At 56.1% G+C, this 20,324-nt stretch carries 15 protein-coding genes, 1 tRNA gene and 2 pseudogenes; 6 read left to right on the top strand and 12 right to left on the bottom strand.

What is annotated here, in order from left to right:
• Positions 1 to 51: 51 nt before the first annotated feature.
• From NDI87_RS03065 to NDI87_RS03055, 3 genes and pseudogenes are all read left to right on the top strand, one after another.
• A pseudogene (locus NDI87_RS03065) lies at positions 52 to 594 on the top strand (MBL fold metallo-hydrolase); the annotation flags it as partial.
• A 174-nt stretch (positions 595 to 768) separates the two neighbouring features.
• Positions 769 to 1,206: a rhodanese-like domain-containing protein gene (locus NDI87_RS03060; protein WP_296273350.1), complete on the top strand. Its 438-nt coding sequence runs from the start codon at positions 769 to 771 to the stop codon at positions 1,204 to 1,206.
• Positions 1,207 to 1,216: 10 nt separating this feature from the next.
• Positions 1,217 to 1,981, top strand: coding sequence for a type III pantothenate kinase (locus tag NDI87_RS03055; protein WP_296273332.1), 765 nt, complete (start codon positions 1,217 to 1,219; stop codon positions 1,979 to 1,981).
• 8 nt (positions 1,982 to 1,989) lie between these two features.
• Here the strand turns inward: NDI87_RS03055 and NDI87_RS03050 are convergent, their stop codons facing one another.
• The gene (locus NDI87_RS03050; protein ID WP_296273331.1) at positions 1,990 to 3,177 is read right to left on the bottom strand and encodes a M20 aminoacylase family protein; all 1,188 of its coding nucleotides are present in this window, start codon (positions 3,175 to 3,177) and stop codon (positions 1,990 to 1,992) included.
• A 56-nt stretch (positions 3,178 to 3,233) separates the two neighbouring features.
• Here NDI87_RS03050 and NDI87_RS03045 point away from each other — a divergent pair, with 56 nt between their 5' ends.
• Positions 3,234 to 5,312, top strand: coding sequence for a molybdopterin oxidoreductase family protein (locus NDI87_RS03045; RefSeq protein WP_296273330.1), 2,079 nt, complete (start codon positions 3,234 to 3,236; stop codon positions 5,310 to 5,312).
• 524 nt (positions 5,313 to 5,836) lie between these two features.
• Here NDI87_RS03045 and NDI87_RS03040 read toward each other — a convergent pair.
• On the bottom strand, positions 5,837 to 6,328 hold the full coding sequence (locus NDI87_RS03040; RefSeq protein WP_366028231.1) for a DUF6641 family protein: 492 nt from the start codon (positions 6,326 to 6,328) through the stop codon (positions 5,837 to 5,839).
• A 343-nt stretch (positions 6,329 to 6,671) separates the two neighbouring features.
• Between NDI87_RS03040 and NDI87_RS03035 the strand changes: the two genes are divergently transcribed.
• Positions 6,672 to 8,228, top strand: coding sequence for a hypothetical protein (locus NDI87_RS03035; protein ID WP_296273329.1), 1,557 nt, complete (start codon positions 6,672 to 6,674; stop codon positions 8,226 to 8,228).
• Between the two features lie 264 nt (positions 8,229 to 8,492).
• Positions 8,493 to 9,092, top strand: coding sequence for a site-specific integrase (locus tag NDI87_RS03030; protein WP_296273328.1), 600 nt, complete (start codon positions 8,493 to 8,495; stop codon positions 9,090 to 9,092).
• A 101-nt stretch (positions 9,093 to 9,193) separates the two neighbouring features.
• Here NDI87_RS03030 and NDI87_RS03025 read toward each other — a convergent pair whose 3' ends face one another.
• The 10 genes and pseudogenes from NDI87_RS03025 to NDI87_RS02980 form a co-directional block, all read right to left on the bottom strand.
• Complete coding sequence (locus NDI87_RS03025) at positions 9,194 to 9,427, bottom strand: hypothetical protein (RefSeq protein WP_296273327.1); 234 nt, start codon at positions 9,425 to 9,427, stop codon at positions 9,194 to 9,196.
• Between the two features lie 83 nt (positions 9,428 to 9,510).
• A complete protein-coding gene (locus tag NDI87_RS03020) occupies positions 9,511 to 10,119 on the bottom strand; it encodes a hypothetical protein (RefSeq protein WP_296273326.1) in 609 nt (202 codons plus the stop codon).
• Between the two features lie 293 nt (positions 10,120 to 10,412).
• On the bottom strand, positions 10,413 to 10,865 hold the full coding sequence (locus NDI87_RS03015) for a hypothetical protein (protein ID WP_296273325.1): 453 nt from the start codon (positions 10,863 to 10,865) through the stop codon (positions 10,413 to 10,415).
• A gap of 205 nt (positions 10,866 to 11,070) precedes the next feature.
• Complete coding sequence (locus tag NDI87_RS03010; RefSeq protein WP_296273324.1) at positions 11,071 to 12,357, bottom strand: tyrosine-type recombinase/integrase; 1,287 nt, start codon at positions 12,355 to 12,357, stop codon at positions 11,071 to 11,073.
• Between the two features lie 113 nt (positions 12,358 to 12,470).
• Positions 12,471 to 12,546, bottom strand: a tRNA-Phe gene (locus NDI87_RS03005).
• A gap of 56 nt (positions 12,547 to 12,602) precedes the next feature.
• Complete coding sequence (locus NDI87_RS03000) at positions 12,603 to 13,274, bottom strand: response regulator (protein ID WP_296273323.1); 672 nt, start codon at positions 13,272 to 13,274, stop codon at positions 12,603 to 12,605.
• Positions 13,275 to 13,315: 41 nt separating this feature from the next.
• Complete coding sequence (locus NDI87_RS02995) at positions 13,316 to 15,598, bottom strand: ATP-binding protein (protein ID WP_296273322.1); 2,283 nt, start codon at positions 15,596 to 15,598, stop codon at positions 13,316 to 13,318.
• Positions 15,595 to 16,227, bottom strand: coding sequence for a DUF4390 domain-containing protein (locus NDI87_RS02990; protein ID WP_296273321.1), 633 nt, complete (start codon positions 16,225 to 16,227; stop codon positions 15,595 to 15,597). The genes NDI87_RS02995 and NDI87_RS02990 overlap by 4 nt, the downstream gene beginning before the upstream one ends.
• Positions 16,184 to 17,506 carry a 16S rRNA (cytosine(967)-C(5))-methyltransferase RsmB gene (gene rsmB, locus NDI87_RS02985; RefSeq protein ID WP_296273320.1) on the bottom strand — a complete coding sequence of 441 codons (1,323 nt, stop codon included), beginning with the start codon at positions 17,504 to 17,506 and terminating at the stop codon, positions 16,184 to 16,186. Before rsmB ends, NDI87_RS02990 begins: the two co-directional genes overlap by 44 nt.
• A 71-nt stretch (positions 17,507 to 17,577) precedes the next feature.
• Positions 17,578 to 20,324: pseudogene (locus NDI87_RS02980) on the bottom strand (DNA-directed RNA polymerase subunit beta'); the annotation flags it as partial.

Raw genomic sequence — 20,324 nt, 5'->3', positions numbered from 1 at the left:
TTCTTTTCATTACGACTGCATTGATCCAGGCAGTTACAGTTCAACATCCACATGCCTGCCAAGGCGTCACACTTACCCGGATTGCCATACGCCATGAAGCCGATTCAACTTTTCGACACTGCCTCCAACAGTTACACCTATGTGTTGTTTGACACTACCACACGGGAAGCCATCATCATCGACCCGGTGGACACGCAACTTGAACGCGACCTGCAGGTGCTGCGCGACTACGGCCTGAAGCTGGTGTGGGCGCTGGAAACCCATGCCCACGCCGACCACATCACCAGCGCCGGGCAACTGGCCGAGCTGGCCGGCGCCAAAACCACGGCGCCCGCCGGTTGCGGCATCAGCACCGCAGCAGTGCAACTCAAGGACGGCGACACGTTGACCTTTGGCAGCGAGCAGATTCGCGCCCTGCACACCCCCGGCCACACCGCCGGCAGCATGTGTTTTGTCTGGCGCGACCATGTCTTCACCGGCGACACACTGCTGATCAACGGCTGCGGTCGCACCGACTTTCAAAGTGGCAGTTCCGCAGCCATGTTCCGCAGTTTGACCGAGGTACTGTTCAAGCTGCCCGATGACACCACGGTGTGGCCGGGCCATGACTACCAGGGCAAAACCAGCTCCACCATCGGCATCGAGAAAACCGGCAATGCCCGGGTGGCCGGCAAAACGCTGGAAGAATTTGTCACCATCATGGACGCGCTGCATTTGCCGCCGCCCAAACGCATCGCCGAGGCCGTGCCTGCCAACCTGCATGGCGGCCTGCGCCACGACGCGCACGCCGCCAACAGCCTGCAGGTGCAGCCCGCCAGCGGCTACGCGGGCGACATCAGCGGCGCACTGGCCTGGCGCTGGGTGCAAAGTGGCGAGGCCGTGCTGGTGGATGTGCGCTCGGATGCCGAACGCACCTGGGTTGGCTTTGTGCCCGAGGCCCCGGCCGTGGCCTGGAAACAATGGCCCGGCATGGTGAGCAACCCCAACTTCGACGCCGAACTGCGCGCCGCCGTGCCTGCCGGCAAAAAGGTGGTGTTGCTGTGCCGCAGCGGCGTGCGCTCCATCGCCGCCGCCAGACGCGCCACCGAACTGGGCTTGGAGGCTTACAACATTCTGGAAGGTTTTGAAGGCGATCCCGACAGCCATGCCCAGCGCGGGCACCTGGGCGGCTGGCGCCAGAGCGGCCTGCCATGGCGACAGAGTTGATAATGCAGCCATGACTTTTTTGGCCATTGATGTCGGCAACACCCGTTTGAAGTGGGCGCTGCACACCGCACCGCAGCGCAACGCGCCCCTGTTGGCGCAAGGTGTCGAGTTTCTGGAAAACATCGACCGTCTGGCCAATGGCGACTGGGGCGGGCTGCCCCACCCGACGCGCATGCTGGGCTGCACCGTGGCGGGCGACGCCGTCAAGCGGCGGGTCGAAGAACAAATGGAATTGTGGGACGTGTCCGCCAACTGGGTGGTGGCCAGCAGCTTCGAGGCCGGCGTGAGCAACGGCTACGACTACCCCGCACGCCTGGGGGCTGACCGCTGGGTGGCCATGATCGGCGCCTGGCACCGCAGCCTGGCGCAGGGCACGGCGCGCCCGCTGGTGGTGGTGATGGTGGGCACCGCCGTGACCGTGGATGCCATCGACACGCATGGCAAATTTTTGGGCGGACTGATCCTGCCTGGCCACGGCATCATGCTGCGCGCCCTGGAGTCCGGCACCGCCGGCCTCCATGTTCCCACCGGCAATGTCTGCGAATTCCCGACCAACACCAGCGACGCCCTCACCAGCGGCGGCACCTACGCCATTGCCGGTGCGGTCGAGCGCATGGTGCAGCACCTGCGCGCGCACTGCGGCATGGAGCCGCGCTGCATCATGACCGGTGGCGCCGGCTGGAAAATGGCGCCGAGCATGTCGGTGCCGTTCGAACTGGTGGACAACCTTTTGTTTGACGGGCTGCTGGAGATGGCGGCGCATCGGTTTGGCTGACCGCGACGTCACATCTTCAACCACGCCTCAGCCAGCCGCACCCAGTAAGTCGCCCCCAGCGGCAGCAGTTCGTCGTTGAAGTCGTAGCTCGGGTTATGCAGTGTGCACGGACCGCCGCCGTGGCCCAGGGCGCGGTGGTCGCCGTCGCCATTGGCAATAAAGGCATAACAGCCGGGCTTGGCTTGCAGCATGAAGGAAAAATCTTCGGCGCCCATGGTGGGTTCCTGAGTCTGCACATTCTCAGCACCCACAACATCCGCCATCACCCGGCGCGCAAACTCGGCCTCGGCGGCGCTGTTGATGGTGGGCGGGTAGTTGCGCTTGAACTCAAAGTCAGCGCGCAAACCCGACGCCGCACAAAGGTGCTCGGTCGTCACGCGCATGCGCTGCTCGATCTGGTCCAGCACCTCAATTGAAAAGGTGCGCACTGTACCCTGCAGCTCGCAGAAATTCGGAATGACGTTGGTGGCCTCGCCAGCGTGGATCATGGTGACCGAAATCACGCCCGCCTCGATGGGCTTCAGGTTGCGGCTGATGATGGTCTGCAACGTCTGTACCAGCTGGCAGGCCACCGGCACCGGGTCGAGCGTGTTGTGCGGCATGGCGGCATGGCCGCCCTTGCCGTGAATCGTGATTTTGAACTCGTTGCTGCTGGCCATCACCGGGCCGTCGCTGGCGGCAAACCGGCCCATTTGCAGGCCGGGCCAGTTGTGCATGCCAAACACCGCGTCCATCGGAAATTTCTCGAACAGGCCGTCCCTGATCATCTCGCGGGCGCCGCCGCCGCCTTCTTCGGCGGGCTGAAAAATCAGGTACACGGTGCCGTCAAAATGGCGGTGCGTGGCCAGGTACTGGGCGGCGGCCAGCAACATGGCGGTATGGCCGTCGTGGCCACAGCCGTGCATTTTTCCGGGCTGGGTGCTGGCATGGGCAAAGGTGTTGGCCTCCTGCATGGGCAGCGCGTCCATGTCGGCGCGCAAACCAATGGCCCGCGTGGAGGTGCCGCTCGTGACGATGCCGACCACGCCAGTGGTGCCCAGGCCGCGGTGGATCGGAATCCCCCACTCGGTGAGTTTGGCGGCCACCACGTCGGCGGTGCGGAACTCGTTGAAGCAGAGCTCGGGGTGGGCGTGCAAATCGCGGCGCAAGGCTTCAAGACCAGGGCGCTGCTGGACAAGTTCAGGGATCAAATGCATGGCTGTTCCTGTGGGACTGACTGGGTCACAATCATGCCTCAACTCGCAATGCCACCATGACCGCTACGACATTTTCTGCCTCGGCCCCCAGCAGCCAGATTCTGGGTGCCTGCCCGCACGACTGCCCCGACACCTGCTCGCTGCTGACCACCGTGCAAAACGGCGTCGCCATCAAGGTGCAGGGCAACCCGGCGCACCCGCATACCGCCGGCAGCCTGTGCACCAAGGTGTCGCGCTACCCCGAGCGCACTTACCACCCCGAGCGCATCCTGCATCCCCTGAAACGCATTGGCCCCAAGGGCAGCGGGCAGTTTGAACGCGTCAGCTGGGACGCTGCCCTGAGCGACATTGCCGCGCGCCTGCAGGAGATTGCCACGCGCGACCCGCAGGCCATCCTGCCCTACAGCTACGCCGGCACCATGGGACTGGTGCAGGGCGAAAGCATTGCGGCACGTTTTTTCAACACGCTGGGTGCTTCCCACCTGGAGCGCACCATCTGTGCCGCCGCCGGCGGCGAAGGCCTGGTGCACACGCTGGGTGGCAAGGTCGGCATGCGGGTCGAGTTTTTTGCAGAATCCGATGTCATTTTGATCTGGGGCAGCAACTCGATCAGCAGCAACCTGCACTTCTGGCGTTATGCCAACGATGCCAAGCGGCGCGGTGCCAAACTCATCTGCATCGACCCGCGCAAGAGTGAAACCGCCGACAAGTGCCATCAGCACATCGCACTGTTGCCCGGCACCGACGGCGCACTGGCGCTGGGCTTGATGCACGAGCTGATCCAAAACGACTGGCTCGACCATGATTACCTGGAACGCTACACGCTGGGCTGGGAGGCTTTGCGCGAGCGCGCCCTGCAGTGGCCGCCCGAGCGCGCAGCCGCTGTGTGCGGCATCACGGCCGAACAAGTGCAAGGACTGGCACGCATCTACGGCGCTTGCGTCCACAACGGTCAAAAAGCCGCCATTCGCATGAACTACGGCCTGCAACGCGTGCACGGCGGCGGCAACGCGGTGCGCCTGATCGCCTGCCTGCCCGCCCTCATCGGCGCCTGGCGCACGCGCGCCGGTGGCGTGCTGCTCTCCAGCTCGGGGGCTTTTCCGGTGCAAAAGGCAGCGCTGCAGCGGCCCGACCTGCTGGCCGGGCGCACGCCGCGCAGCGTCAACATGGCCACCATTGGAGACGACCTGCTGCGCGAGGCAAGCCCCGAATTCGGCCCGGCCATTGAGGCGCTGATGGTCTACAACAGCAATCCGGTGGCGATCGCGCCCGAATCCGCCAAAGTGGTGCAGGGCTTTGCGCGCGAGGATTTGTTCACCGTGGTGCTGGAGCATTTCCAGACCGACACCGCCGACTATGCCGACTACATCCTGCCCGCCACCACGCAACTGGAGCATTGGGATGTGCACAGCGCTTATGGCCACACCGACGCGCTGCTCAACCGGCCCGCGATTGCCCCCTTGGGTGAGGCCAAACCCAACACGCAGATTTTCCGGGAACTGGCCCGGCACATGGGCTTGACCGACCCCTGCTTGCAGGACAACGATGCAGCCCTGTGCCGCCAGGCCTATGGCGATGCGGTCAACTTTGATGCCCTGCTGGCCAACGGCTTTGTCACCCTGGACACACCCGAAGCGCCGTTTTCCCAGGGCAAATTCCCGACGCCGTCCGGCAAGTGCGAATTTTTCAGTGAACGACTGGCAGCGCGTGGGCTGGACGGCCTGCCCGACCATGTGCCCAACCATGAGGCGGCGCACAGTTCCAGCGCCTACCCGCTGGCCATGATCTCGCCACCGGCGCGCAATTTTTTGAATTCGAGCTTTGTCAACGTCAAAAGCCTGCAGCACAGCGAAGGCGAGCCGCTGCTCGAAATGCACCCGGTCGATGCGGCTGCGCGCGGCATTGCCGACGGCGACACGGTGCGTGTGTTCAACGACCGGGGCAGCTACCAATGCCGTGCCCGCATCAGTGTGCGGGCCCGGGCGGGCGTGGTCAACGGGCTGGGCGTCTGGTGGCGCAAACTGGGGCTCAACGGCACCAACGTGAACCAGCTCACCAGCCAAAGACTGACGGATCTGGGCCGTGGGCCCACGTTTTACGACTGCCTGGTGGAGGTCGCGCTGGTCGTTTCATGACGCACCCGGAAAGATTTGCGCAAACAAAAAAGCCAATCGCAGAGGATTGGCTTTTTGATTTGGTGGCCCGGGGCGGAATCGAACCACCGACACAAGGATTTTCAACTCTGCCAAACCGTGCAAAACCTGTTTGAAATTACATTGCATCGTCATCCACAGTGTCTTGTGTGTAGCAAACATCGTCATGTCACAGTTCGTTGCAGCGTGTTCAAAAAATTCTCAACCGTGCACTTGCAAACATCAGTGCAAGCGTGAATTGATGCGTGTGTGAGCGTTGCACATGTCGCTGTTCAAGTTGCAGGCGAGCTTTGCCCGTTTGCTGCTGACAACATCTTGCGTTTGCGTTCGTCTTCACGCTGCTTACGCTGCCTGTCACGCTCCGTCTGCACATTTTCTTGCGCCTTCTGAGCACTCAATTGCAAACTCTTAATCCGCATCTGTTCAGGCGTCGGTGAAGTGCTTGATTGAAATTCGTGAAGTCGCATCTTGTATTTAGTCTCCGTGACAAATGCAGCAACGCAACATCACTTCTTAAACCCGCTACGCAAATTTCCCGCTGTTGCTTCTAGTTGCGCGTCAAGTTCACCTGTTTCAACTGCCGACTTGATGATTTCAAGTGTTGCAACGATGTCAGTCGGTGATGCAACTTCAACAGCGAACTTTCCTTTTGCAAGTTCAAGCACTCGCGCACCGTAGCGAACTGCAATTGCTGTTTTTCCGTTGTCAGTTGTGAACCACCACGGCTTGATGATCTTCGCAACTTCAACACTTTTGCGTTCGCCTGTTTCAGAATCTGTCACTGTGCGAAATTTTGTCGCGGCGAATTGCTTGCCGTCTTGTCGCGCTTTCGCAAGCATGATCTGTTCATGCAACCGCCGACAAATTTTGTTACGCCGAAGTTGCACCGCTGTAATTTGATTTGGTCGTTTCGTTGCAACAAGTTTCAATGTACCGATCACACTCATGATTTCTCCGCGATTTCTGTTTAAGTGCTGCAATTTTGTTCCCATTTCCATTTCATTCCTAGTCCGATATATTTGGTTTCTTGCTTCAAGTATTTAGTTCTGCATAAATACCTGTGAAAAAAACAAATTGCAAAAAAATGAATTCAATCGAAGCAAAGAAGATGCATCAAGTCATAGTACTGCTGGATGTTCAATGTCTTATCTGTAGATGTGCTTCCAACACATCTGTGAACTCATTACTCTTCGCTTCATTCGTCCACCGATTTCTTCAATTCAATGACATGAAGTGGATCAGTCATGTTTTGTCTTATCTGTTTATAAGTTACTATATGTGTAAGACTTTTTTCAGTCTTGCCCATTCCGTTCCGTTGAATGCAATTTCACTGCAATTACCATGATCACACTCACCATTGATCCGATTGTTGTCAGCAAGTTGAAGGCCGTGATGCCGAAGACAAACAAAGCCGAACTTGCAATTGCAAAGTACAAAGATGTACTGGAACGCAAATTAGATGCATCGCTGTTGAACATGGCCACGAATATGTTCAAGTTCTTCAGGCATTTTTATGTCAGCACACATGCATTGTCGTTAGAAGTCGGACAATTTACGATTGATGGAAAGAAACAGTACTTGCACAAATGGTTGCAAGAAAACGGACTTGAACTTGTTCGTGTCGTAACGCCAGGTTTGATAGGTTCCGATCCGTCAACTATCGCACTGACAAAGTTAGTCACGATGACGGATGCAATGGACATCAAGATGCTTCGGCATAAGAAGATCAATGAACTTGATGCATTGCTGAACGACACTTCACTATCCGATGTTGATTTCTTCTATCGCTTGTTTCCTGACTTTGGAACAATGACACAGAAAGAATTGAAGGAACGGTATCATATATGTCCGATTGACATTAAGTCACTGCATCAGTTCATTGTGTGGTTGACGCACAAAGCAAACAAGATCAATGATGTTGAACGACAGGTTCTGGTGCGACAAGCGCGAGTGATCATGCGTATCGCACAGACAGGCACTGGCGACTTGCCGATGTTGATCAATCAAAGTCAATTCGGGCGCGTTTACTATCGCGGCATCAATGTGCAGTCAGTTCACAAGACATTGCGCGAAGCGATGCTCGGTGATTGCTATGAATACGACATCAGAACCAGTGTCGTGTCATGGAAGATGGGATACGCACGGCTGTGTTACGCGCAAATGAAATCGCCGATTTCATTTGATGAAGAATTCGTAACTTCACTTGCCTATCTTGCGGGCAAGAAGGCATTTCGCAAATGTGTAATGCTTGATACATTTGGCGATGACAGTCATATTGCCGAGGAAGTACAACTTGACATCGTGAAGCAAGCACTAACAGCGCTCAGTTTCGGTGCACGAACATACAGACATGGTTGGATTGATCAAAGCGGAAACGCATTCAATCCTGCACTTGTCAACATCATCAAGAATCCCGTTGCCCGTAGCCGATTCATCGACTGTGATGTGATGAAGAAATTCATTGCTGAACAGGATAAGCTAGACAAGTTCATTTACAGCTATCACACAAAAGCCGATCCTACATTGTTGACGCACTCCGAATTGCAAACGGCATCTGGTCGCGTCAGCAAAAGCAAGGTCATGTCATATCTGTATCAGCACTTTGAGACTGACGCAATGGATGTTGTTCGTGCGGAATTGAAACGGCTCGGTCGCGAAGTTCTTGCAAGTGTGCATGATGCAATTTTTGTCCGACACAAGTTGACCGAGTATGACAAAGAGAAAATTGAAGTGATGATGCGGAGCAAGACTGGCATTTCAACATGGAACCTCGATGTTGACGAACTGAAAGCGTACAGTGGAATTTCTGCTGAAGTGTTCAAGGAAGAACAAGCACACAAATTGCGAATGGAAGAACTTGAAAAGCTGGCAGCGAGTTACCAACCGCAGAACTTTTGAGCATGTGACATCACATTGCATCGTGTACGCATCAAATCCAGCGTAGTGCATCGGAATTTATAATTGCGGCCAAGGCATTCGCAATGAAATTCGCGCTGCTTCGTTGCTGCATGTGAACTAAAGGAAATCATGTTTTCATTTGGTCCTGCTGTAAGTTGTTGATTTCCAAGACCTGCCATTATTTCGCCATAAGGCTTTTCCTTTTTTACCAACGGGTTCAGAATAAATACACATCAAGTATTTATTTTGAAGGAAATTTACATCATGGCGAAAGCAAAAGTTTTGACAGATCGCGAAATCAAAAAAGTGCTGCTGTACATTGCAGCGCGTAGTCACGCAACACGAAACCGTTGCATGTTCTTGCTGACACACGAAAGCGGTATGCGCGTCGGCGAAGTGTCGGCAGTTCGCATCTGTGATGTTCTGACGAAAGACGGTCAGATTAAAGATGAAATTCGTTTGAGTGCAGAACAAACGAAAGGCGATAGAGGTCGCACGGTGATTTTGTCAGACAGAATGCAAAAAGAAATCTTCAACTATCTGTGCGACCGCTTCAAGTTGTCCGACTTGCTTGCTGTCACACTGACTGACACGACACGCGCATTGTTTAGCAATCAAAAGAACCCGCGTCGCGGTTTCAGTGCATCAACTGCATGTCAAATGTTTCACTACTGGTACAAGGGCGCGAATGTTGAAGGCTCAAGTCACAGCGGAAGACGCGGGTTCATCACGAATCTTGCACAGAAAGGTGTTTCAGTGCGCGTGTTGATGGAACTCGCTGGTCACAAGTCGCTTTCAGTCACCCAGAAATACATCGATGTAAATCCAGCGATGCTGCGCTCCGCTGTTGAACTGCTGCACTGACTCGCTGGACGTAAAAAAAGCTGTCAGCGTTGGATCTGACAGCTTTTAGATTCATGTTGCGCGTGAAGCGTTGACACTTCAGCGCATTGCGAGTCAACGAATCATTTTGCTTTGCGACGACCGACAGTTTTACGAGGTGCCGTCGCTTTCTTTGCGGCAACTCGTGTCTTCAACTCAGGTGTCAAATCTTTCTGCAGGAAGCCGTGACGCTCAATCAGTTCTTTGACTGTCTTCAAGTCTTCAGCGCGTGATTGCTCTTTGAGTTGTGCGACTAATGCTGCTGCATCTTCCGCTGCTTTGATTGCTTGTGCGAGTTGTTCGTTTGATGTTGCCATTTCAGTAGCTCCTTGTTGAAACATTTTGGGAAGTGAATAGTGCAGTATTTATTATAAATAAACCATGAATTATATTATCTCATTCACAAATTTGAATTAATTGAAGCTTCCAATTCGGTTAAGCATGCATCAGAATTATCGAATTCATAAGATAAAGTCAAATATCCCTTCGTTTGACTTACGGCATGTGCCTGTAACAAGATGGCACTCAACGAGTCATTAAGAGTCGATTTTTCCTTATCCCACATCGCCATGAGCTTCCTCTCCTTTTGTCGTAACGACATCATCCATTCATTCGAATTTTTCCAAATTGATCCTGCCATAAGAAAATCGAGATCTTGGCTCGTGTTACCATATTTTTGTTTTAGACTATTTTTTATATCCTTATATTTACTCGTAAGCTCTAAACCATAACTGCTTGTATCAAAGTCCTTACCGAATGCGGTAATCTTACAGAGTCCTTGACTTGGCGTAATGATCACACTATACACCTCAAAATCTGGATGTCCTTGTTTCAAAGTCTTTGCACGATAGACAAATTTTTTTGATTCCACTGGAGAAAATTTTCCTAGGGATTGAAGTGCGTCAAGCGACATGCCTTTTTCCATACCAAAAGGTCCAGCAATAGCCGTAATTGCTGTAGTCATTGATATTGTTAACAACATTTTTATAGTTAAATATTGATATTTCATTTTCATCCTTTATCAGATACATTTGCACAATTTACATCCTACTGCTACTGTCACTGTCACTGTCACTTACAATAATCTTGGCCTCGCGTATATGCTTGAAACTAGGCGTTAATCACCACATGCAGTCAACAGGGCAACCGTTGACATTTCAATCATTAATTTAAATTTAATTTTTCGCCCTATTTCGTAAATGACTGAGCTTGCAATTAAATTTAGGCCCACTAACTCTGCGTTGCTTTGAATGCCTGTAAGTTGTCAGTCTGTATTTCACAATGCTGACTTAAATACAATTTTTACTCTGCGCCCATAGAAAATAGCAATTGTTGAATGCTATTATTTTGATTATTTGAATTAAGTTCTTGTCTGCGAACTTGACCCATTGCCATCTGCGATTCAATCCATTGATTGGCTGTAACTTTCACATTACTTCCGGATTGATAGACAATAAATTTAATTCGTTGTTCTGGTGTAGTTGAATAGGAGTTGCCAACCAGCATTTGAGCGAATACAGCCTCAGTTCCAGACATTGTCTTTCCGCACACAACTTGGTTACCAGTTGCTTCGTGAACGAGATAACCACGTATTGAACAAGCATCCAATAATTTTGAACGGATACTTTCAACATTTGTATTTTTGAAAACGCCTTCTGGATAACCTGAGGAAGTTTGCTTCAAAAGTATTTGTTGCTGAGCACACGCGGTGACAATGAAGGTCACGAAAATCATGATCGATTTTTTTAAGAACATTTTTGATCCTATAAAGGTGTGTATGAGACAAATACGCCAGCCATTTAGCCGTTGTAGTTGTACTATTTTCGCCGTATCTGCTCCAACATTCGCACACCTTTAATCAACTTGCCTGCATGTAGTGTGTCTCTCCCAGTCAGCAGCTACAAACTCTACAGTCATTTACAACTTTTTACAAGTCGGTTCGCTCAATAGTCGTTCAAATTTAAGCCAACTTGTTTGCAGCCATCGTCGCCGTCAACTTGCTGTAGTGCTTTTCAAGCATCAAGACGCTCGTTCCCATCTGCTTTGCAAGCGTGTGAATGTCAGTTCCCGCGAACAGTTCTTGCGTTGCGTATGTGTGACGCATTGAATACAGCGTTCTGTTCTGCGCTTTCGCATCCTTCAACAATTCGCTGTCACGCATCAACCGCCTGAATGTTCCGTTCAAACTTGGTGGTTGATGCCCGTTGCTGAACGCGAACAACTTGCTTTGCACTGGTGATGCAAGCAATTCGTCCAGCGAAAGATGTTTCACATCCTTTTGTCGGTCACGCAATCTGTTCAAGACATCAACCGCACGATGCTTCGCAATCAACCAGCGACCGCCTGTCTTACCGTCAACCCATATTCGTAAGTAACGAACACCTTTGTCCGTGTGCCATTCAATGTGCTTCCAACAAATACCCATTGCTTCCGTTCCATGCCGCATTCCTGTCAGCAACAACATTTCCACATAATCACGCAACAGTGGTCGCATCTCGCGTTCAACTGACAGTCTGCCCTGCTCTGCCCATGTCTGCATGAACTGCAACAACTTCGCCACTTCATCTTTTCCGAATGCTGGTCGTGATGTGCTTTTCATTCCGCGTGTTGTCAGTTTCGGTATTGCAGCGTGTTCACTGAGCCAGCCTTTTGCAATTGCTGTTTGCTGCAATCTGTTCCACGCACTTGCGAAGTTCATCAGTGTTGATGCTTTCGGTTGTTTTGTCATTTGCCGATTGCGCCAGATTTCAAACGCCACAATGTCTTCATGTTGCAATTGCTCAAGTCGCTTGTCACCGAAGTACGGAATGAAGTATTTTTCAATGCATGTGATGTACGACGCATAAACGCTCTTACCGCGACCTGCATCCATTTCGGAGCGCAATTCCTGAAGCGTTGCCTGTGCTAAACCCGTGAAATTCTGTGCTGTTTGTGCTAAGCCGAGTGACTGCCTGAACCGTGCTTCATCGTACATTGTGCAGGCTGCTTTGACGGCATGTTCAACTGACATCTTGCGTGTGCTTGCACGGTGCCAACTGCCGTCTTGCAACTTGTATCTGCTTTGCCAGACAGGGCTATTTGCGCGACGGTACAAGACGACTTCACCATCACGCATGTGCAACAGCATCGGTTGCGCTGCATTCAACTGAGCAATTGCACTCGTGGGCGTGATGTGGTGTTTCGGAGATGCGCTGCGGAAGTGCGCGGGACTTGGATAGCAAACTTGAGTTTGTTTCAGCCTATCCATGACTGATCATGAAACTTCACAGTTGCCAGTGTGTACTGATCGTAATCACAGTGCAACTTAGCGTACTGCACAAATGAAAACACCGTAGTCACATTGCAACTACGGTGTCTGTTTGGTGGCCCGGGGCGGAATCGAACCACCGACACAAGGATTTTCAATCCTCTGCTCTACCGACTGAGCTACCAGGCCTAAGCCGCGTATTCTAGCAGCGCAATGGGCCGTTTTTTAAGCGCCGGCTTGATTTTTCACCCGCGTTTGCGCGTCAAATCGACACCCAGTTGCTTGAGCTTGCGGTACAGGTGGGTGCGCTCCAGGCCGGTCTTTTCAGCGACACGGGTCATCGAGCCATTTTCTTTGGCCAGATGGAACTCGAAGTAGGCTTTTTCGTATTCGTCACGGCCATCGCGCAGCGGCTTGTCAAGCATGAAGTTCTGCGTGGCCTGCGGGCCAGGTTCTGGCGCCAGCTCAACCATACTGACCGGCATGTCAGCCAGCGCCACGGTGTCTGCTTTCATGCCCATGGACGGCATGGACTGGGTCAGTTTGCGCAAAGCGCCACGGGTCAGACCCTGTTCCACCGCCTTGAGCAGTTTTTGCAGGGTGATCGGTTTTTCCAGAAAAGCCAGAGCGCCAATGCGCGTGGCCTCGACGGCCGTGTCAATGGTGGCATGGCCGCTCATCATGATCACGGGCATGGTCAAGGCCCCGGAAGTGGACCATTCCTTGAGCAAGGTGACTCCGTCGGTGTCGGGCATCCAGATGTCGAGCAAAACCAGATCGGGGGCCTCGCGCAGACGGGCGGCGCGCGCCTGGGCGGCATTTTCCGCCAACTCCACGGTATGACCTTCGTCATTGAGAATCTCGCACAACAGATCACGAATACCCAGTTCGTCGTCCACTACCAAAATGTTAGCCATGTACTTGTCATTCCCCTGAAAGTGGTATCAGCAATATCACATCAAATTGCCTGAGGGCCTGGCGCAGGCTCAACCACGAATGATAACGATACTTGCGCACCGAGAATTTCACCGTTGTGCAAGCGGTTTGAAATGGTCACCCGACTGGCATGCTCGTCGGCAATTTTCTTGACCACCGCCAGGCCCAGGCCGGTGCCTTTGTCCTTGGTGGTCACATAGGGCTCGAACGCCCGTTTGTGAATGTGGTCAGGAAACCCGGTTCCGCAGTCCACCACCACCAGGCGTACCCGGCGCGCGCTGGCTTGCCACTGGGTTTTGACCAGCACGGCATGCTCGGCATCGGCATGTCCCGCGCTCTGGGTGGCATCCTGCGCGTTTTGCAACAGGTTGTGCAACACCTGGCGCAACTGCTGGGTGTCGCCCAGGATATTGGGGCACTCGGGATCAAGCTCGGTCTTGACTGGCACCGGGCCCAGGTTGTCGGCATACAAATTCAGCACATCATTGACCAGCTCGTTGAGGTTGAGCGGCTGGAGTTCCGCCGCCGGCAGGCGCGCGTAGTCCCGGAATTCATTGACCAGACGTTTCATGGCATCAACCTGGTCGACGATGGTTTTCACCGATTTGGTCAGCATGGCCTGCTCAGTGGCAGCCAGCTTGCCAGCGAGCTTCATCTCCAGGCGCTCGGCTGACAATTGGATCGGTGTCAGCGGGTTTTTGATCTCGTGCGCCAGGCGCCGCGCCACTTCACCCCAGGCCTGCGCCCGTTGCGCCGACACGATTTCAGAAATATCGTCAAACACCAGCAGGCGCTGCTCACCGGGCAATTCGGCACCCCGCGTCACCAGGGTAATCACGTCCTGGGCCGGACGCCCGCTTTGCGCCCGACCGATACCACCGAGCTCAAAAGACTGTTGCCAATGGTCCAGCGTGCGTTCACCGTGGGCGCTGAAAAAGTTGTCGAATTGCGCCTGCACCTGTTGTCCAAAGGACTGCAGCCCGTCAACCTGGGCCAATGCCTGCCCCTGGTGCGCGGCCAGTGGCACCCGCAAAATACGAGTGGCACCGGGATTGGACGCAAAGATGTGCCCGTTGGCATCGAGCACCATGACGCCGGCCGTGAGGTTGTCCAGAATGGTTTGCAGGTTGGCGTGCGCCGCGCTCACCTGTGCCATGCTGGTCTGCACCGCCTGGCGCGCATCGGCAAGCTGCTGGGTCATCTGGGCAAATGAGCGGGTCAAGCCATCCAGTTCATCATTACCGCGCAAATAGGTTTTTGGGGTTAGGTCACCGGCAGCCACTTCGCGCACGCCATCGGCCAGCAGCAGCAGCGGCCGGGCCAACTGGTTACCCAGTACCACGGCCAGCAGGACCGCGCCAAAAACCGCCATGAACAGGCTCAGGGTGAGCGTGCCGATGTACATCCGGCGCAGGCCATCGCGGGCCAGCGCCCGCTCCTGGTATTCGCGATTGGCCTGTGTCACGGCCAGTGCATTGGCCACCAGCGTGTCGGGCAGCGCTTTCACCACCAGCAGATAGCGCGACTCATTGAAGGCCCCCAATTGATCGCTGGTGATGCGCGCCAGCGCCTTGACCCGGGCCTGGGACGCGGCACTCGGATCAACATCGTCCAGGCCTTCAATCCAGGTAATGACGCCCTGGTCCCGCGCCGCCCTGAATTGCTGCGCACTGGGTCGTTCGGGATTAAGCTGGTAGCGCGACTGGCCGGCCGCCGCAATGAGCCGGCCCGAGCCCCCCCACAGCATCATGTCGTCGGCCCCCACCGCGACGCGCGTACGCTCCAGCGGCAAGGCCGCACTGACATCGGGCGTCGATGACAGCTGCGCCGCACCCGTGCGTGCTTTGCCTGCCAGATCGGCCGACAAGGCTTCCAGCGTGGTACGACCCAAATTAAGTCCGGCATTCAGGGCACCCTCGACCTTGACGTCAAACCAGCTCTCGATGGAGCGCGTGACAAACTGGTACGACACCACGTAAATCAGCACACCCGGGGCAAAACCCGCCAGCGCAAAAATGGCCGCCAGCTTGACCAGCAAACGGCTGCCAAATTTTTTCTGTACCAGGCGCCGGAGCAGGCGCACGGCAATCCAGCCAATAACCCCCAGCAACAGCACCGCCACCACCACATTGACGGCAAACAGGCGGGCGTAATTTTTCTCGTAGAGCTCGCGGTTGGTGGTGGCCTGGGTCAATAAAAAAAGCAGCACCAGGCCAATCGCCACCATGGCGATCAGGCCCAGACCCAGCAACCAGCGGACCGATCGGGAATGGCGTGCCGACGCGCTGGCCGAGGCTGATTTCATTGGTCCGACCCGGCGTCAAGCAACTGTTCGCCAGCCAGCTCAACCGACCAGTCTGATTGCCCTAGCGTGCCAATTTGCAAAGGCCGGGGCAGTTGCGTCAGGTCGAGCCGAAAGCGAAACGCGACCAGGTAGGCGGCATTGGCCTTCAGCTCCGGTGTATCGGCAATTTTCCAGCGCGTGATGCGGCGCACGGTGGCCAGTGCGTCTTTCCAGGATTCAAAGCTCTGGTTCAGGGCCAGACCCAGTGCAGGCTCCACGACCTCACCGGAAGTAATGTTGAGCCGCCAGCGATTGGTCAGGGGTTGGTAAGCCAGGCGAAACTGACGCTTGGCGGTGACTATTCTTTTGTTGGTCCAGTACCAGCGTTCGCGCAGCACATCGGCTTGCGCCACAAAAAAGACCGGAATGCCTTTGTGCAAGGCATCCACCACAGCCGGTGACAAGTCAAACTGGAGCTGGGTTGAGAGCCAGATGGCATCATCGATACGCTCCAGGCGCAGCATCGGTCGCTCTGTGTCTTCGGGTGCTTGCGCCAGCGCTGCGCCCAGCCCCAGCACAGCCGCGGCCAGCCAGCCCAGCAACAGTCTAGGCAGCAGACTTTTCCAGCAATGCGTAATAAAAACCATCATGCTCACGTGTCGGATTGTCAACCAGACCCGCCCATTGCACAGCATGGCCTGGCAACAAATGTCCGGGCGACGGCAATAAGGTGGCGTTGCTGTTGTTGTCAAGAAACGCCTTGATCTGGCCCTGGCCTTCGGCCTGAAAGACGGAACAGGTGCAATACAGCAAACGGCCGCCGGGTTTGACCAAAGGCCAGAGTACGGCGAGCAGCCTGGCCTGCTGTCGCGCCAGTTGTGCCGCGTCCGTGGGGCGGCGCAGCCAGCGGATGTCGGGGTGACGGCGCACCACGCCTGAACCGGAGCAGGGGGCGTCAAGCAAGATGGCGTCATAACTTTGCCCCTGCCACCAGCCTGGCAGGTCGGCAGCATCGGCAACCTGCACCTGGGCGCTGAGACCAAGACGCTGCAGGTTGTCGTGAATGCGCTGGCAGCGCTGGGCGTCAATGTCGAGCGCGGTGACCGCGACATTGGCAAACTCCAGCAAGTGCGCTGTTTTGCCGCCGGGGGCGGCGCAGGCATCGAGTACCTGCAACGGTGCCGAGCCATGCAAGCCGGTCAAAAGCAGCGGTGCCGCCCATTGCGCCGCACTGTCCTGCACCGACACCAGCCCGTCGACAAAACCCGGGATCTTCTGGACCGCCGTGGCCGCCCGCAGCACCACGCCCACCGGACCCAGCGGCGCTGCCTGCAGACCGACGGCTTCCAGCTTTTGCAGGTAATCAGCGACGCTGATGCGCCGGGTATTGACGCGCAACACCATCGGGGCCTGCGCGTTATTGGCCGTCAAAATACCCTGCCATTGGGTCGGCCACTCGGCCTGCATTTGGGCCAGCCACCAGGCCGGGTGGTTCCAGTGCGCCACCGGGTCCTGTGCCACCTGCGCCAGCAAGGCGGGCTGTTCGCGCAAGAAACGGCGCAAACAGGCGTTGACAAAGGCCGCCTGGGCCTTCAGTTTGGGGTTTTTCTTGGCCGCTTCCACCGTTTGATTGACCAGGGTGAAAGCGTCGTAAGGTGCATCGTCTACCTGCGATAGCAGCGCCAGCGCACTGCACAGCAAGGCATCCAGCGGCGGGGCGGGTTGACGGGGTGCCAGCAGACGGCGCAAGGCCTGCGCCTGCCCCAGCGTGCGCAGCACCGCAAAGCTCAGCGCCTGCACCCCGGGGCGCAGCGCCGCATCGACCGCACCGATGGCTGCCGTGCCGGAGGCGCCGGCCTGAATGGCCTGCAACACATTGGCGACGGCCTGCAGTTGCCGCCACAGGGGGATCTGGGTAGAGGTGGTCATGATTGAATATAAAAAAAGCGCCTCAAGCCCATGCGAACAAGGGCCTGAGACGCTTTTTAACAGTCGGTCAATTACTTGACGTCAATACCTTCGTCCTGATCCTGGTCCTGCTCACTGGCCAGTGCCAGTTCAGCCGCTTCGGTTTCGGCAATGGCGCGACGCTCGGACTCGTCCATGTTTTCGCGCACCTTGCGGGCTTCGTGGTACGCCATGCCGGTACCGGCTGGAATCAGGCGACCCACAATGACGTTTTCTTTCAGGCCACGCAGGCCATCGCGTTTGCCCATGATGGCGGCTTCGGTCAGCACGCGGGTGGTTTCCTGGAAGGAAGCCGCGCTGATGAAGCTGTCGGTGGACAACGACGCCTTGGTGATACCCAGCAGCAGGTTGGTGAAGGTGGCCGGAATCTTGCCATCGGCGCGCAAGGCGTCGTTGGTGTTGAGCATTTCCGAGCGCTCCACCTGCTCACCATTGATGTAGTTGGAGTCCCCCGCAGCCTCGACCACCACACGGCGCAGCATCTGGCGAACAATCACTTCGATGTGTTTGTCGTTGATCTTCACGCCCTGCAGGCGGTAGACGTCCTGCACTTCGTCGACGATGTAACGCGCCAACTCTTCGGCACCCAGTAGGCGCAAAATATCTTGCGGGTCGGCCGGGCCGTCGACCACCACTTCGCCCTTGTTGACGATCTGGCCTTCGTGCACCAGCATGTTCTTTTCCTTGGGCACGAGTTCTTCCCAGACCTTGCCTTCCGGGTCGGTGATCTGCAGGCGGATCTTGCCTTTGGTTTCCTTGCCGAAAGAAATGGTACCGGTCATCTCGGCCAGCACACCTTTGTCCTTGGGTGAGCGGGCTTCGAACAGCTCGGCCACACGCGGCAAACCGCCGGTGATGTCACGGGTTTTCTGACCTTCGACCGGGATACGGGCCAGCACTTCGCCGGGGCCCACGTCCTGGCCGTCACGCACCTGCACCAGCGCGCCAATCGGGAAACCGATCGTCACGGCATGGTCGGTGCCAGGGATCTTGACCTCGTTGCCGGTGGCATCGATCAGCTTGACCTGCGGGCGAACCACCTTGGCCGAGCCACGGCGTTTCGGGTCGATCACCACCAGCGTCGACAAGCCGGTGACTTCGTCCACCTGCTTGGCCACGGTCAGACCTTCCTCGACGTTTTCGAAGCGGGCCCGGCCGGCGTATTCGGTGATGATGGGGCGCGTCAGCGGATCCCAGTTGGCCAGAATGGTGCCGGCCTTGATGGTCTGGTCCGGCTTGATGGTCAGGATGGCGCCGTACGGCACTTTATGACGCTCGCGTTCACGGCCGTGCTCGTCGTGAATGACGATCTCGCCCGAGCGCGAAATGACCACCAGTTCACCCTTGCCGTTGGTGACATAACGCATGGTCGTGTTGAAACCGATGTTGCCATTGGACTTGGCTTCAACGCTGGAGGCAATCGCCGCACGCGATGCGGCGCCACCGATGTGGAAGGTCCGCATGGTCAGCTGGGTACCGGGCTCGCCGATCGACTGGGCGGCAATCACGCCCACCGCCTCGCCGCCGTTGACCAGGCCACCGCGACCGAGGTCGCGACCGTAGCAACGGGCGCAAATGCCAAAACGGGTTTCGCAGGTGAGCGCGGTGCGCACCTTGACTTCGTCCACACCCGCCAGTTCCAGCTCGTCGATCATGTCTTCGTCGAGCATGGTACCGGCCGGGGCCAGCACCGACTGGTTCTCGGGGTGCAGGATGTCTTCGGCTGCGGTGCGACCCAGAATGCGGTCACGCAGCGATTCAATGGTTTCGCCGCCTTCGACAATGGCGCGCATCAGGTAGCCGGCGTGGGTGCCGCAATCCTGCTCGGTCACCACCAGGTCTTGCGTCACGTCAACCAGACGACGCGTCAGGTAACCCGAGTTGGCGGTTTTCAAAGCCGTGTCGGCCAGACCCTTACGCGCACCGTGGGTGGAGATGAAGTACTCCAGCACGTTCAGGCCTTCGCGGAAGTTGGCGGTAATGGGTGTCTCGATGATCGAGCCGTCAGGCTTGGCCATCAGACCCCGCATACCGGCCACCTGACGAATCTGGGCGGCAGAACCGCGCGCACCGGAGTCAGCCATCATGTAGATGGAGTTGAACGACTCTTGCGGCACCTGGTTGCCGTGGCGATCGGTCACCGTCTCTTTGGAGAGCTGGGCCATCATCACCTTGGACACTTCGTCACCGGCTTTGCCCCAGATATCGACCACCTTGTTGTAGCGCTCACCGGCGGTCACCAGACCCGAGGTGTACTGATTGGCGATTTCCTTCACCTCGGCCTCGGCACGCTCAATGATGCCCGGCTTTTCGGTGGGCACCAGCATGTCTTCGATCGAGATCGAAATACCGGCGCGGGTGGCCAGACGGAAGCCGTATTGCAACAGCTTGTCGGCAAACACCACGGTTTCCTTCAGGCCGCACTTGCGGAACGAGGCATTGATGAGGCGGGAAATTTCCTTTTTCTTCAAGGCTTTGTTGATGAAGGCAAAGGGCAGCCCCTTGGGCAGGATTTCCGACAACAGGGCGCGACCCACTGAAGTTTCCACCAGGCTGGTGCTGGGCGTGAGTTCGCCGGTTTCCTTGTCCTTGGTGTACTCGGTCAGGCGCACGCTGATGCGCGAGCTCATTTCGACCTCACCCGCGTCAAAGGCGCGTTGCACTTCACCGGTATCGGCAAACACCAGGCCTTCGCCCTTGCTGTTGATGCGGTCGCGGGTGGTGTAGTACAGGCCCAGCACCACGTCTTGCGACGGCACGATGGACGGTTCGCCGTTGG

Source organism: Rhodoferax sp. (genome assembly GCF_023701345.1).
In the GTDB taxonomy this organism is placed as follows: Bacteria; Pseudomonadota; Gammaproteobacteria; order Burkholderiales; family Burkholderiaceae_C; genus Rhodoferax.
This window is presented reverse-complemented; position numbering and strand designations above follow the sequence as displayed.